The 12,775-nt window shown below is 66.9% G+C and carries 11 protein-coding genes; 5 read left to right on the top strand and 6 right to left on the bottom strand.

Features of this window, described 5'->3' with window-relative positions; all coding sequences use genetic code 11:
• The first annotated feature begins 274 nt into the window (after positions 1-274).
• Positions 275-1,117 carry a class I mannose-6-phosphate isomerase gene (locus ACFQRC_RS11265; protein WP_379961232.1) on the top strand — a complete coding sequence of 281 codons (843 nt, stop codon included), beginning with the start codon at positions 275-277 and terminating at the stop codon, positions 1,115-1,117.
• Between the two features lie 6 nt (positions 1,118-1,123).
• On the opposite strand, the gene ACFQRC_RS11260 is transcribed toward ACFQRC_RS11265, so the two are convergent.
• From ACFQRC_RS11260 to ACFQRC_RS11240, 5 genes are all read right to left on the bottom strand, one after another.
• Positions 1,124-2,197, bottom strand: coding sequence for a mannose-1-phosphate guanylyltransferase/mannose-6-phosphate isomerase (locus ACFQRC_RS11260; RefSeq protein ID WP_379961230.1), 1,074 nt, complete (start codon positions 2,195-2,197; stop codon positions 1,124-1,126).
• Between the two features lie 9 nt (positions 2,198-2,206).
• On the bottom strand, positions 2,207-2,932 hold the full coding sequence (locus ACFQRC_RS11255; RefSeq protein WP_379961228.1) for a 3'(2'),5'-bisphosphate nucleotidase CysQ: 726 nt from the start codon (positions 2,930-2,932) through the stop codon (positions 2,207-2,209).
• The gene (gene cysN / locus ACFQRC_RS11250) at positions 2,929-4,839 is read right to left on the bottom strand and encodes a sulfate adenylyltransferase subunit CysN (RefSeq protein ID WP_379961226.1); all 1,911 of its coding nucleotides are present in this window, start codon (positions 4,837-4,839) and stop codon (positions 2,929-2,931) included. The genes ACFQRC_RS11255 and cysN overlap by 4 nt, the downstream gene beginning before the upstream one ends.
• A 2-nt stretch (positions 4,840-4,841) precedes the next feature.
• Positions 4,842-5,759 carry a sulfate adenylyltransferase subunit CysD gene (gene cysD, locus ACFQRC_RS11245; protein WP_379961224.1) on the bottom strand — a complete coding sequence of 306 codons (918 nt, stop codon included), beginning with the start codon at positions 5,757-5,759 and terminating at the stop codon, positions 4,842-4,844.
• Positions 5,760-5,870: 111 nt separating this feature from the next.
• Positions 5,871-6,641 carry a sulfite exporter TauE/SafE family protein gene (locus ACFQRC_RS11240; protein ID WP_379961222.1) on the bottom strand — a complete coding sequence of 257 codons (771 nt, stop codon included), beginning with the start codon at positions 6,639-6,641 and terminating at the stop codon, positions 5,871-5,873.
• 258 nt (positions 6,642-6,899) lie between these two features.
• Between ACFQRC_RS11240 and ACFQRC_RS11235 the strand changes: the two genes are divergently transcribed.
• Together ACFQRC_RS11235 and ACFQRC_RS11230 are read left to right on the top strand one after the other, a co-directional pair.
• On the top strand, positions 6,900-8,441 hold the full coding sequence (locus ACFQRC_RS11235; RefSeq protein ID WP_379961220.1) for an aldehyde dehydrogenase family protein: 1,542 nt from the start codon (positions 6,900-6,902) through the stop codon (positions 8,439-8,441).
• Between the two features lie 204 nt (positions 8,442-8,645).
• Complete coding sequence (locus tag ACFQRC_RS11230) at positions 8,646-9,938, top strand: L,D-transpeptidase family protein (protein ID WP_379961218.1); 1,293 nt, start codon at positions 8,646-8,648, stop codon at positions 9,936-9,938.
• 99 nt (positions 9,939-10,037) lie between these two features.
• Here ACFQRC_RS11230 and ACFQRC_RS11225 read toward each other — a convergent pair whose 3' ends face one another.
• Complete coding sequence (locus ACFQRC_RS11225; protein ID WP_379961216.1) at positions 10,038-10,628, bottom strand: murein L,D-transpeptidase catalytic domain family protein; 591 nt, start codon at positions 10,626-10,628, stop codon at positions 10,038-10,040.
• A gap of 194 nt (positions 10,629-10,822) precedes the next feature.
• Here ACFQRC_RS11225 and ACFQRC_RS11220 point away from each other — a divergent pair, with 194 nt between their 5' ends.
• Together ACFQRC_RS11220 and ACFQRC_RS11215 are read left to right on the top strand one after the other, a co-directional pair.
• Positions 10,823-11,908: an ATP-dependent DNA ligase gene (locus ACFQRC_RS11220; RefSeq protein ID WP_379961214.1), complete on the top strand. Its 1,086-nt coding sequence runs from the start codon at positions 10,823-10,825 to the stop codon at positions 11,906-11,908.
• 236 nt (positions 11,909-12,144) lie between these two features.
• Positions 12,145-12,765: a response regulator transcription factor gene (locus tag ACFQRC_RS11215; protein WP_379961212.1), complete on the top strand. Its 621-nt coding sequence runs from the start codon at positions 12,145-12,147 to the stop codon at positions 12,763-12,765.
• The last annotated feature ends 10 nt before the right edge of the window (positions 12,766-12,775 follow it).

The raw sequence follows: 12,775 nt of genomic DNA, 5'->3' as shown, positions 1-12,775 counted from the left end.
CCGATAAACCAGCCGAGTCCTCGCGAGTCGCTGTTACCGCGAACACGACAAAAAGACAAAGGCTTAAGGCCCATCGCTACAGAAACGACAGCGATGTCTACCCCATTACGACGAAGAGAGCCCAACTGTTGGCTGGTCCGTTAAGCTTCTCTGTGCATAAACCCATAGCAGGAGGCGTCGTGAGAGGCCAGAGGGCATTGACTGCGGTGACGGGCGTGATTTCGACTATAGCCGTTCCGACGGAAAAGCGCGCGTTCGCGGGGCGAGCGGGACGATGAGCATCGCCCAGCTTGTCGCCCGGCGCGTCGAGAAGCCCTGGGGCCGGCGCGACCTGCCGGCCTGTTTCGGGACGATCGAGGCCGGGGCGGAGCCGGTCGGCGAGATCTGGTTTGAGGATTTGGTCAAATCCGACCGGAAGCTCCTCGTCAAATATCTGTTCACATCCGAAAAGCTCTCGATTCAGGTACATCCCGGCGACGGCGAGGCGCGGGAGGCCGGCTATCCCTGCGGCAAGGACGAGGCGTGGGTGGTGACCGCCGCCGATCCGGACGCGGTGATCGGCATCGGCCTCAACCAGCCCGTGTCGCGCGACGCCCTGCGCGCGGCCGCGCTCGACGGCCGGATCGTCGATCTGGTCGATTGGCGGCCGGCCGCCGCGGGCGACATCTATTTCTCGCCGGCGCGAACGATCCACTCGCTCGGCGAAGGGCTGACCGTGATCGAGGTCCAGCAGAATGTCGACGTGACCTACCGGCTCTACGATCATGGCCGCCCCCGCGATTTGCATCTGGAGGACGCTCTCGCGGTGGCGGACCCCGTCCCCTATCCCGGGCCCTTCCCGCCCACGCAGATTGCCGCCGGGCGCATCGTGCTCACCGACGGTCCGGCCTTCGTTCTGGAGCGCTGGACCGGGACCGTGTCAGGCATGCTTCAGGGTCAGGCGCGGCTGCCGATCTGGCTGATTCCGGTTGCCGGCGGGGGAAATCTCGCGGGGGCCAGGCTGGCGGAGGGCAGCGTCTGGGTCGTGGATGGTCCGGCCCAACTGGAGCTGGACGCCGGATCGGACATGTTGGTCGCTTATGCGGACAAGGCCTGGAAAAAGGACCTCATCGCCTGACAAGGCTCACGATATTCGTGGCTTGGCCTTCGCCTCCAGTGCCGCGGTGATTTCACCCATCCGCCGGCCTTCGCCGCGCGACATCACCAGCACCGCGTCGCCGGTCGCGACGACGATGAGATCGCTGACGCCGATCGTGGCGACGACGGGGCCCGTCGACCGGATCAGCGAGCCTTGGGTGTCGAGCGCGACGACATCGCCGGACAGCGCGTTGCCGTCCCCGTCCTTGGGGATGATATCATAGAGCGCGTCCCAGCCGCCGACATCGGACCAGCCCATATCGACCGGCGCCACGGCGGCGCGGTCGATCTTTTCCAGCACGGCATAGTCGATTGAGATATTCGGCGCGGCGGCGAACGCTTGGGCGTCAGGATGGATTTCATTCTCCCCGCTCCGCGCAAACTCAAGGGATTTGACCACGGCGTTCAGCACGTCGGGCGCATATTCTTCGAGGGCGGCTAGATAGTCACTCGCCCGAAACAGGAAGATGCCGCCGTTCCAGGAGCAGTCGCCTTCCGCGAGATAGGCGGCGGCCTTGGCGATGTCTGGCTTCTCGACGAATCGGTCGATCCGATACACGCCGTTGGCCAACGTTTCGGCGCGGCGGATATAGCCGTAGCCGGTTTCCGGCCGATCGGGCTCGATGCCGAACGTGACGATCCAGCCGTCTTGGGCGACGGGCAAAGCGCGATCGACGACGGCGTGAAACGCATCGACATCATCGACGACATGATCGCTCGGCATGACCAGCAGCATTGCGTCGGGATCGACGATGGCGGCGGCGAGCGCGATCGCCGGCGCGGTGTTGCGCGCCACCGGCTCGACGATGATCCGACCCGCGCCCACGCCGGCCGCCGACATCTGCTCTTTCACCTGAGACGCGTGGCGGGCGCCGCACACCAGGATCGGCGGCTCGAAGCGCGTCTCGTCCTGGACCCGCGCGACGGTGAGTTGCAGCATCGTCAGCGCGTGGATTAGCGCCAGGAGCTGCTTGGGCCGCTCGGGGACCGACAAGGGCCAGAGCCGCGTGCCCGATCCCCCCGAGAGGATGACCGGCTGGATGAGCGGCTGGGCTGGCATCGCCCCTCGTCAGGCCAAAGCGGACCGCACCCGTTCGACCAATGCCGGCGGGCAGATGAGCAGGTCCGGCAGGCTGGGATCGGGCCGGTTATATTCGAGCGGCGCGCCGTCTAGCCGCGTCGCGTGCAGGCCCGCCGACAACGCCACGGCGGCCGGGGCGCAATTGTCCCATTCATATTGGCCGCCGGCGTGCAGATAGATGTCGCCGAGGCCCATCAGCACCGCCATCGCCTTGGCGCCGGCCGAGCCCATCGGGACGAGCTCGGCGCCGAGCGCCTCCGCGACCCGGTTCGCCTCGGCCGGCGGCCGGGTGCGGCTGACCAGCATCCGCACGGGCCCATCGACCGGCGCGGGCACCGCCGGAGGGGCGTCGGAGCGAAGGACGAGACCCTGCGCCGGAAGCGCCACGGCGCCGAGCGATGGCCGCCCGGCGATGCTGAGCGCGATATGCACCGCCCAGTCCGCGCGTCCCTCGCAATATTCGCGAGTGCCGTCGAGCGGATCGACGATCCAGACGCGCTCGCGGGTGAGCCGCTCGGTCGTGTCGACGCTCTCTTCCGACAGGATCGCGTCGTCGGGGCGCTGGGCGCGGAGCGCGTCGAGGATGAAGCCATTGGCGATCTTGTCCCCGGCGGCGCCAAGGGCGCGGCCTTCCATCAATCCGGATTCGCGGATCGCCATCAGGATCGCGCCGGCCGAGCGCGCGACCTCGGCCGCCAGTTCCGCGTCGGTCATTTCAGCAACGTCTCCACGATCCGTTCGGCCGCCTGCTCGGGCGTCAAGGCGGTGGTGTCGATCCGGATCTCCGCCTGCTCGGGCTCCTCATAGGCGCTGTCGATGCCGGTGAAATTGGCGAGCTCGCCGGCCCGCGCCTTCTTGTACAGGCCCTTGACGTCGCGCTTCTCGGCCTCGGCCAGCGGCGTGTCGATGAACACCTCGCAGAATTCACCCTCGGCCATCATGTCGCGGACCATCCGCCGCTCGGCGCGGAACGGCGAGATGAAGGCGCAGAGCACGATCAGGCCGGCATCCGTCATCAGCCGGGCGACCTCGCCGACCCGACGGATATTCTCGACCCGGTCGGCGTCGGTGAAGCCCAGATCCTTGTTGAGCCCGTGCCGCACATTGTCGCCGTCGAGCAGGAAGGTGTGCCTCCCCATCCGGTGCAGCTTCTTCTCGACCAGGTTGGCAATGGTCGACTTGCCCGCGCCCGAAAGGCCGGTGAACCAGAGGACCTTGGCCGCCTGCCCCTTGGCCGAAGCGTGGGCGGCGCGGTTCACCTCCAGATGCTGCCAGTGGATGTTGTGCGCGCGGCGCAGCGCGAAGTGGATCATGCCTGCGCCGACCGTCGCATTGGTCATGCGGTCGATCAGGATGAAGCCGCCGAGATCATGATTCTCGGCATAGGAGGTGAAGGGGATCGGCCGGTCGATGGCGACATTGGCGACGCCGATCGCGTTCAGCTCGAGGGTCGTCGCCGCCAATTGCTCCAGCGTGTTGACGTTGACCTGATATTTGAGCTCGTTGAGGCTTGCGGCGACGGTGACGCCGCCGATCTTGAGCCAGTAGGAGCGGCCGGGCAGCATCGGCTCGTCGTCCATCCAGACGATCGTCGCCTCGAACTGGTCGGCGACCTCGAGCGGGCACTCGGCCGCCGCGATGACGTCGCCGCGCGAACAGTCGATCTCGTCCGCCAGCGTGATCGTGACCGACTGGCCGGCGACGGCGCTGTCGAGGTCTCCGTCCATGGTGACGATGCGGGCCACGCTCGACGTGCGTCCGGACGGCAGCACCCGTATGGCATCGGACTTGCTGACGGTGCCGCTGGCGATCATGCCGCTGAAGCCGCGGAATTCGTGGCTCGGCCGGTTGACCCACTGCACCGCCATCCGGAACGGCGCGTCGCGCAGGTGCTCCTCGTCGAGCGGCACCGATTCGAGATGATCGAGCAAAGTCGGCCCGTCATACCAGGGCATCGTGTCCGACGGCGCCGTGATATTGTCGCCCCTGAGCCCCGAGATCGGAATGACGGTGAACTGCTCGATGCCGATCTCGGCCGCGAAGGCGCGATAGTCGGCGACGATCTCGTCGTAGCGGGCCTGGTCGTAGCCGACCAGATCCATCTTGTTGACCGCCAGCACGATGTTCCGGATGCCGATCAGGTTGACGAGATAGGAGTGACGCCGGGTCTGGGTGAGCACGCCCTTGCGCGCGTCGATCAGGATGACGGCGAGATCGGCGGTAGAGGCGCCGGTCACCATGTTGCGGGTATATTGTTCGTGGCCGGGCGTGTCGGCGACGATGAACTTGCGCTTGTCGGTGGCGAAGAAGCGGTAGGCGACGTCGATGGTGATGCCCTGCTCGCGCTCGGCGGCGAGCCCGTCGACCAGCAATGCGAAGTCGATTTCCTGCCCCTGCGTCCCGTGCCGTTTCGAATCCGCCTCCAGAGCGGCGAGCTGATCCTCGAAGATCATCTTCGAATCGTAGAGCAGGCGGCCGATGAGGGTCGACTTGCCGTCGTCGACGCTGCCGCAGGTGATGAAGCGGAGCAAAGTCTTGTGCTGGTGCTGCTCCAGATAGGCCTCGACGTCGCGGTCGATCAGTTCGTTGGGCCGGTAGGAGCTTTCGGTCACGGTGGCCATGATCAGAAATACCCCTCCTGCTTCTTCTTCTCCATGCTGGCGGCCTGGTCGTGGTCGATGGCGCGGCCCTGGCGTTCCGAGGTGGTCGTCAGCAGCATCTCGCGGATGATCTCGGGCAGCGTCGCCGCGTCGCTCTCGACCGCGCCGGTGAGCGGATAGCAGCCCAGGGTGCGGAAACGGATCGAGCGCTCGACCGGCACCTCGCCGTCATGCAAGCGGAAGCGTTCGTCGTCGACCATCAGGATCAGGCCGTCGCGCTCCACCGTCGGCCGCGGCGCCGACAGATAGAGCGGCACGATCGGCACGTTCTCGAGGTGGATATATTGCCACACATCGAGTTCGGTCCAGTTGGAGATGGGGAAGACCCGCATGCTCTCGTCTTTGGCCTTGCGCGCATTGTAGAGCCGCCAAAGCTCCGGCCGCTGGTTCTTGGGATCCCAGCGATGGTTGGCCGAGCGGAAGCTGAACACCCGCTCCTTGGCCCTGGACTTTTCCTCGTCGCGCCGGGCGCCGCCGAAGGCGGCGTCGAAGCCATATTTGTCGAGCGCCTGCTTCAATCCTTCCGTCTTCCACATGTCGGTGTGGAGCGAGCCGTGGTCGAACGGGTTGATGCCCTTCGCCTGCGCCTCGGGATTGTGATGGACGAGGAGTTCCATCCCCGCTTCCTTCGCGGTGCGGTCGCGCATCTCGTACATGGCGCGGAACTTCCAAGTCGTGTCGACATGGAGCAGAGGGAAAGGCGGCGGGGCGGGATAGAAGGCCTTGCGTGCGAGGTGCAGCATCACCGCGCTGTCCTTGCCGACCGAATAGAGCATCACCGGCTTCTTCGCCTCGGCCGCGACCTCGCGGAAGATGTGGATGCTCTCCGCCTCCAAGCGCTGAAGATGGGTGAGGCGCCTGTTCTCACTGGCTGCGGTCATGAAAGTCACTGCCTTGAAGTTCCTGTCGCTTGCGGCCGATCCGGCCCCCCGAACCGCGCGATGAGCGCGCGAGCGTTGATTCCAGTCGATTAATGTATGTTCCGCGCCTGCCTAGAAGGTGAAGAGCGCGTTGGCCAGACCGTATGCGCTGGTCAGCATCAATACGAAGCCGACCATGATGAGCAGCGGCCGGGTCGAAACGCGTTTCGCGACGAACGCGCCGAACGGAGCGGCGATCATGCCGCCGATCAGCAGTCCGCCCGTCGCGACGGTGAAGGCGGCGAGCCCCAGTGTGGCGATGAAGGTGGCCGAGATCGTCACGGTCAGGAAGAATTCGACGGTGTTGACGGTGCCGATCACCATGCGCGGCGTCGCGCCCTGGACGAGCAGGTTGCTGGTCACGATCGGACCCCATCCGCCGCCGCCCGACGCATCGAGGAAGCCCCCGAGCAGGCCCAGCGGCTCGACCCATTTCGGCTTCTTCTCGGCGGGCGGATAGAGGATACCGCGAACCAGCAGGTAGATGCCGATCGCGGTCAGATAGGCGAGCACGAACGGCTTGGCGGCGGCGGCGTCGATGGTGGTGAGGAGATAGGCGCCGGTGACGCCGCCGATGATGCCGGGAATGAGCAGCCGGGCGAACAGCCTCCAGTCGACATTCTTGTGCAGGACGTGGCTGGTCGCCGAGGCGGCGGTGGTGAAGCTCTCGACCGTGTGGACGCCGGCGGAGGCGGCGGCGGGCGGAACGCCGAGGCTGATCAGCAAGGTGTTGGAGATGACGCCGAACGCCATCCCGAGCGCGCCGTCGATGATCTGCGCCAGGAAACCCACCCCGACGAAGAGGAGCAGGGTGGCAAGATCGACATCAATGCCCTCAAGCATCGCGCCGCTCCGTGGCGTGGATGTCGAACGGTTGGCCGATGGGTCCGAATCGGTCGCGGCGAATGGTCATGATGCCCCCAAAAAAAGCCGCCGCGAGTTTGCGACGGCTGCACCTTTACGTCGGCGTCATAATTCCGCGCGGCCTCGCTTACAATCGCGAAGTGAAGCGGCGATGGGACGGACGCTTTACTTGTCGCCGCGGGGGACATTAGGAGCAGCGGTTTCCCTGGAACCTCATTCTGTCCTTGGAGGCCTCGCGTGGCACGATCATCCAGTTTCGATTCCCGCGACGAACTTCGTGCCTTGGCCGACCGGCTTGGGCTGCCGCGCGAATTCCTCGCCTCGGGTGAGCTGGAAGCGCGTTCGCCGATCGACGGGCGGGTGATGGCCCGCGTTGCCGCCTCGGATGCGGAAGGCGTGGCCGCCGCCGTCGCCGCCGCGCATCGAGCCTTCCTCGATTGGCGTATCGTGCCGCCGCCGCGCCGAGGCGAGTTGGTCAGGCAATTCGGGACGGTGCTACGCGAGGAGAAGAAGGCGCTCGGGCGGCTGGTCAGCCTCGAAGCCGGCAAGATCCTCCAGGAGGGCCTCGGCGAGGTCCAGGAGATGATCGACATTTGCGACTTCGCCGTCGGCCTTTCCCGACAATTATATGGCCTGACCATCGCCACCGAGCGGCCGGGCCACCGCATGATGGAAACCTGGCATCCGCTGGGCGTGGTCGGCGTGATCTCCGCCTTCAACTTCCCGGTCGCAGTATGGGCGTGGAATGCGTGCCTAGCCTTCGTCTGCGGGAACAGCGTCGTCTGGAAGCCGTCGGAGAAGACGCCGCTCACCGCGCTCGCGGTGCAGGCCTTGTTCGAGCGGGCCGCCCGGCGGTTCGGCGATGCACCTGATGGCCTTTCCATGATCGTCCAAGGCGGCCGCGAAGCCGGCGAAGCTCTGGTCGATGATCACCGCGTGGCCCTGGTTTCCGCCACCGGCTCGACTCGGATGGGGCGGGAAGTGGCCCCGCGCGTCGCGGCGCGCTTCGGCCGTTCGCTGCTCGAGCTCGGCGGCAATAACGGCATGGTGGTCGCGCCGTCGGCCGATCTCGACCTCGCCGAGTGGGCGATCGCCTTCGCCGCCGTCGGCACCGCCGGCCAGCGCTGCACGACGCTTCGGCGCTTGTTCGTCCACGAGGACATTTACGATACGCTGGTGCCGCGGCTGAAGCGCATCTGGGCCGCCGTGCCGGTCGGCAACCCGCTCGACGACGGCGTGCTGGTCGGGCCGCTGATCGACGAAGCCGGGTTCGACGCGATGCAGGCGGCTTTGGCCCAGGCGCGGGCCGAGGGCGGCGCCGTCGAAGGCGGCGAACGGGTGGGCGCGGGCGCCTCGCCGGACGCGTTCTACGTTCGCCCCGCCCTGGTCGAGATGCCGGGGCAGAGCGCGGTGGTGCTGAGGGAGACCTTCGCCCCCATCCTCTACGTGCTGTCTTATTCCAGCCTCGACGAGGCGATCGCGCTGCACAACGACGCGCCGCAGGGCCTCTCCTCGTCGATCTTCACCACCGATTTGCGCGAGGCCGAGACCTTCCTGTCGGCGGCGGGCTCCGACTGCGGCATCGTCAACGTCAATATCGGCCCTTCGGGGGCTGAGATAGGCGGCGCGTTCGGCGGCGAGAAGGAGACGGGCGGTGGCCGCGAGAGCGGCTCGGACGCCTGGCGCGCTTATATGCGGCGCTCCACCAACACGATCAATTACAGCCGCGACCTGCCGCTCGCCCAGGGCATCGACTTCAGGATACCGAGCGACGCTTAGCGCGCGGGCTGGCGCCGGTCGCGCTTGGCGGCGGGCGCCGACGACGCTAAGTAGGCAAGAGAGACTGGGCGAGATTTCGTACCCGTCCATTTCCAGTTCAGGGTCAATATGTTGGATCGCGGAACCGGCCACCGCCCCGGGCATTTATCGGGGAAAGTGCCGCCGACCGACGAGCCGGCGGATCAGAAACGGTACAGGGACGCCATGCACAAGATCAGCCGACATTCCCTTCTCCTCTCCTGCGCGATCCTCGCCGCGCCGGCGGGCGCGCAGCTCTCCGAGGGCGAAGTGCCCAACCAGGGCCAGATCGAGGCGGGCGAGGTGTTGAGCGCCCAGCCGGCGCCCACCCAGGCGCCCGCCGCGCCCGTCGTGCGCGCGCCGATGACGGTGGTGAACTGGACCCGGGCCGACGCCGGGGATCTGCTCGCCATGGTCGAACGGATCCATGAGGAGGGCCTCGATCCTGCCGATTACGATCCCGAGCGGCTCCGCGCCGCCATCGCGGGCGACGACGATCTCACGCTCGATCGGGCGGCGACGGACGTCTTCCTGAAGCTGTCGTCGGACCTCAGCCTCGGCCACGCCCGCGGCGACGCGCGCGTCGGCTGGCACATCGAGGACAATGACATCAACGGCAACCAGCAATATGCGCTGATGGCCCGCGCTACCCAGAACCACAATGTCCGCGACACGCTCACCTCTCTGCTGCCGACCCACCCCCAATATAATGAACTGAAGGCCGCGCTGGCGGCGACGCCGAAGAGCGACCGCGCCACGATCGACAAGATCCGCACCAATCTGGAGCGCTGGCGCTGGCTGCCGCGCGACCTCGGCCAGAAATATGTGATCGTGAACGTCCCGGCCTATACCGTCGCCCTGGTCGAGAACGGCCAGGTCGTCGCCCGCCATCGCGCGGTGGTCGGCAAGCCCAAGACGGCGACGCCGCAGCTCAGCGCGACCATGACGGGCGTCATCTTCAACCCGTGGTGGAACCTGCCCCAGAGCATCGTCCGCGAGGTCGGGGCCGGGGCGAAGGGCTATGTCACCAATCGCGGCGAAGACGGCTCGGTCACCATGCGCCAGCGCCCGGGTCCGAACAATTCGCTCGGCCGGATGAAGATCGTGATGCCGAACGATTACGCCATCTACCTCCACGACACGCCGGCCAAGTCGTTGTTCGCCAAGGATGCCCGCGCCTTCAGTCATGGCTGCATCCGCACCCAGGACGCGCTGGGGTTCGCCCAGACCTTGCTCGCATCGACCGGCGAGTGGGACAAGGGGCGGATCGACGAGACGGTCGCGTCGGGCGAGACCGTGCAGGCCGACATGGCGGCCCCGGTGCCGGTCTATATCACCTATTTCACCGCCGCCGCGTCGAAGGATGCCGGCGGGATCCTCGCCTACAAGGACATATATGGCCGCGACGATCCGGTGGCGCTGGCGCTCAACGATCGCGGCGGCGGGGACACGGCGGTTGCTGCGATGACCGTGGAATAGAATCTTGTTCCCCGGCGAAAGCCGGGGCCCAGCCCGACAGCCGAAACTGGACCCCGGCTTTCGCCGGGGAACGCTCCGGCGTCGGCCGTCCCGTCGGAGCTAGACCTTGTCGGCGTAGAGCAAGCGGCCCGGGCCGAGGCGGGAGAGGATTTCGGCGTGGCTGGCGGCGGAGAAGGCGAAGCAGCCTTCGCTGCGGCCGAGCTTGCCCTGCTCGCGCGCGATTTCTGGCTCCGCATACCAGGCGCTGTGGACGACGATCGCCCGTCCTTCGGCATTGCTGTTGGTGCGGTCGAGGCCGCTCAGCCGCAGCGAATAGCCATATTTGCCGGTATAATAATCGCCGGTCACATAGGCGCCGCGCGAGGTCGCCAGCGAATCATATTCGTTGGAGAAGGATTGCAGCCAGCCGACATGGCCCGGATCGGAGCCCCGGCCGTGCGCGACATGGTGGCGTGTCACCCGGCCGCTCATCACGTCGAGGACGAAAAAGCGCGGCTCACCCGACGGCCTGGAGAAATCGGCGATGCCGATCACATCGGCTTTCTGGACGCTCGACCGGCGGGCGGCGAGGGCGAGTAAGGCGCGGGCCTTGAGGCGCGGGTCGATTTGCGGCTCGAAGGCGGCGGCGGCGGCCACGGTCGGGCCTCCCGCGGTGGCGAGAAAGCCGGCGGCGGCGCCGGCCTGCAGCAAGTTTCTACGCGTGAGTATCAGTTCAAGCCTCCCCGGTCTGTCCGGTCGTTTTACCGTTTTTGCCCTGTCCTCTCAATGAACTGGCAGGCGCCTGAGGAGGATTCACCGCATCAGGGCCGCGCTTCGCCGCATTATCGGAAACAAATCTTAAGGAGGCGTTGGGGCCGTTCGGACAGGAACCGCCGGCCGGTCGAATGCGTCTTGACGGGATGGGCGCGTTCGACCGTCTCGCCGTCAAACCCGGGTTCGCGCCGATGGAAGCGAAGCTCGTCGACGCTCTGCCCGAGGGACCGGGCTGGCAATATGAGCCCAAATGGGACGGCTTTCGCTGCCTGGTCTTTCGCGACGGCGGCGACGTCGACCTCCGTTCCAAGTCGGGCAAGCCGCTCGGCCGCTACTTCCCGGAGGTGGCGGCGGCGATCGGCGCGCTGAAGGCGAAACGGCTCGTGCTTGACGGAGAACTCATCATCCCGGTCGGCGGCGTCCTGTCGTTCGAGGCGCTGCAGATGCGCCTTCACCCGGCCGAGAGCCGGGTGAGGAAGCTCGCCGCCGAGACGCCGGCCCAGCTGATGCTGTTCGATTGCCTGCTGTCGACGAGCGGCAAGAGCCTGCTCGAGAAGCCCTTGTCGGAGCGCCGCGATGCGCTGGAGCGCTTCCATGCCGGGGAGAATGCGGATTCGCTGCGTCTGTCGCCCTGCACCCGCGACCGCGAGACGGCGCGGGCATGGCTCGATCGCGCCGGCGCCGCGCTCGACGGGGTCGTGGCCAAGCGCCGCGACCAAGCCTACGCGCCGGGCGAGCGGGCCATGCTCAAGGTGAAGCAGCAACGCACCGCCGATTGCGTCGTCGGCGGCTATCGCTATGCCGCGAAGGGGCGTCAGGTCGTCGGCTCGCTGCTGCTCGGCCTCTACAACGCGCAGGGAAAGCTGGACCATGTCGGCTTCACTTCGGCGATCCCGGACGACGACAAGGCCGCGCTGACCCAGCGGCTGGAGGCGCTGGCCGGGCCGCCGGGCTTCACCGGCAAGGCGCCCGGCGGGCCGAGCCGCTGGAGCAACGACCGCAGCGGCGACTGGCGGCCGCTGCGGCCCGAGCTGGTCGTCGAGGTCCGCTACGATCACGTCACCGGCGACCGCTTCCGCCACGGGACCGGGTTCTTGCGCTGGCGGCCCGACAAGGCGCCCGAGCAGTGCCGGATGGACCAGCTCACGCCGGAAGCGCGGCCGGCGGAACTCGAAGGCGCCATGGACGTGACCCGGCCTGCGGTCACTACCGTATAGGTTGTCCTTGAAATCGGCACCCCGGGAGTGTCTATTTGGAGGGCATCAACTGGTCCTGATGCACAAAAGGCGGCGGGACCCCCACTCCCGCCGCCGCATTGTTCTTGGTCCTCGGCTCTTCCCTCGATTTTGAATCAGCGCCGGTTGACTCGGGCCGCCGGAATCCCCTTATCGGGTGGGTTTGGACAAATTGGTCCGTCCGGAAGGAAATTGCCCTGTCTTCTCAACATGTTTACGTGGTGGATGACGATCGCGACGTCCGCCGTTCGATCAGCTTCATGCTCGGCACCGCCGGGCTGAACTCGCGTCCCTTCGCCAGCGGCGCCGACTTCCTCGAAAGCTTCTCGGAACTCGATGCGGGCTGCATCCTGCTCGATATCCGCATGCCCGAGATTGACGGCTTCGCGGTGATGGCCGAGCTTGTCAGCCGCGGCGTCGACTGGCCCGTCCTGGTCATGACCGGCCATGGTGACGTGTCGATCGCGGTGCGGGCGATGAAGCTCGGCGCCGTCGACTTCATCGAGAAGCCGTTCGACGAGGGCCTCCTGCTGAGCAGCCTCGAACGCGCCTTCGGGCTGCTCAGGGATCGCGGCGAAAAGGCGGAGCGCAGGCGGCAGGCGCAGGAGCGGATCGGCTGGCTCACCGCGCGCGAGCGCGAGGTGCTGCAGGGCCTGATGGCGGGCCTTCCCAACAAGGTTCTCGCCCGCCGCCTCGGCATCAGCCTGCGCACCGTCGAGATGCACCGGGCCAACATGATGGACCGCCTCCAGGCCAGCAGCCTCGCCGAAGCTTTGACCCTCGCGGTCCAGGCCGAGATCGACCATCTCGACACCGACGCCGACGCCCGGAGCAATTGACCGCCAGCCC

The organism is Enterovirga sp. GCM10030262, from assembly GCF_042666435.1.
Classification (GTDB): domain Bacteria; phylum Pseudomonadota; class Alphaproteobacteria; order Sphingomonadales; family Sphingomonadaceae; genus Allosphingosinicella.
Note: the sequence above shows the minus strand (reverse complement) of the source record. Positions and strands in the feature narration are given on the sequence as shown.

What these genes read in the sequence shown, in the direction of transcription:
- ACFQRC_RS11265 (WP_379961232.1), top strand. Translation starts at nt 275, where the DNA reads ATGAGCATCGCCCAGCTTGTCGCCCGGCGCGTCGAGAAGCCCTGGGGC.
- ACFQRC_RS11260 (WP_379961230.1), bottom strand. Translation starts at nt 2,197, where the DNA reads ATGCCAGCCCAGCCGCTCATCCAGCCGGTCATCCTCTCGGGGGGATCG.
- ACFQRC_RS11255 (WP_379961228.1), bottom strand. Translation starts at nt 2,932, where the DNA reads ATGACCGACGCGGAACTGGCGGCCGAGGTCGCGCGCTCGGCCGGCGCG.
- cysN (WP_379961226.1), bottom strand. Translation starts at nt 4,839, where the DNA reads ATGGCCACCGTGACCGAAAGCTCCTACCGGCCCAACGAACTGATCGAC.
- cysD (WP_379961224.1), bottom strand. Translation starts at nt 5,759, where the DNA reads ATGACCGCAGCCAGTGAGAACAGGCGCCTCACCCATCTTCAGCGCTTG.
- ACFQRC_RS11240 (WP_379961222.1), bottom strand. Translation starts at nt 6,641, where the DNA reads ATGCTTGAGGGCATTGATGTCGATCTTGCCACCCTGCTCCTCTTCGTC.
- ACFQRC_RS11230 (WP_379961218.1), top strand. Translation starts at nt 8,646, where the DNA reads ATGCACAAGATCAGCCGACATTCCCTTCTCCTCTCCTGCGCGATCCTC.
- ACFQRC_RS11220 (WP_379961214.1), top strand. Translation starts at nt 10,823, where the DNA reads ATGCGTCTTGACGGGATGGGCGCGTTCGACCGTCTCGCCGTCAAACCC.